1 pseudogene is annotated in these 829 nt (G+C 70.4%); it reads right to left on the bottom strand.

Annotated elements, in window-relative coordinates:
• Positions 1–40: 40 nt before the first annotated feature.
• Positions 41–811, bottom strand: a pseudogene (locus LUZ64_RS36750) (transposase).
• Between the last annotated feature and the right edge of the window lie 18 nt (positions 812–829).

Below are 829 nucleotides of genomic sequence, written 5' to 3'. Positions count from 1 at the left end.
TTGGTTCAGGGGATGCAGGTTGGCTGGTTCGTTTCCTCTGTCATCCGGTCAGGGTGGGGTTGTGGGGGCGGGCGATGCCGGGTATGGCGTGGTGGACGCCGTCGCCTTTGAGGCGGCAGTCGCGGAGGATCTTCCAGGTCTTCATGCGGGCGAAGACGTGCTCGGTGCGGGCCCGGACCCCGTGGTGAGAGGCGTGGTGTTCCTCTTTCAGGCAGGGAGCTCGGGCTGGCCGCGTTCGCGGCGGTGCGGGATGATCAGGCCGGTGCCGCGGTAGCCGCCGTCCGCGATCACCGTCGCCCTGCCGGCGGCCGCCTTTGCACCGGACAGCTCCCAGGCTTCGCAGTCGTTGCGGTTGCCCGTGACGGGCCGGCCGGCCGCGGCGACGAGGCGGTTGTCCGCGTCGATGATGACCTGGTGATTGGTGGAGTACCGGTAGTTCTTCGACCGCTCGGCGACCGTGTGGTCCCGCGTGGGCACCAGAGTGCCGTCCACGATCAGTACGGTCTGCTTGCGGAACCGTTCGCGGGGCCGCAACGCGAGCGCGGGCGCGAGGTGGCCGATGATACGGTCGGCGGCCGACTCCCAGACGCCGAACAGCGGGGCAAGCTGCCGCAGCGTCAGACTGGTCCGCCCGTATACGGCGACCAGCAGCACCCGGTCCTCCAGCGGCAGACCCCAGGGCCAGCCCCTGCCTACCGGGCCCGCACCCTCCCCCCGCAGCACGGCCACCAGCCTTACCGAACCGCCGCGCGCCCAGCCCCGTGAACGGCACTACCCAGGACCGCCCCGACGCCATGATCACACCACCCACACCACCACCCACACCAAC

This window comes from Streptomyces albireticuli (genome assembly GCF_021228125.1).
GTDB classification, from domain to species: Bacteria; Actinomycetota; Actinomycetes; order Streptomycetales; family Streptomycetaceae; genus Streptomyces; species Streptomyces albireticuli.
This window is presented reverse-complemented; position numbering and strand designations above follow the sequence as displayed.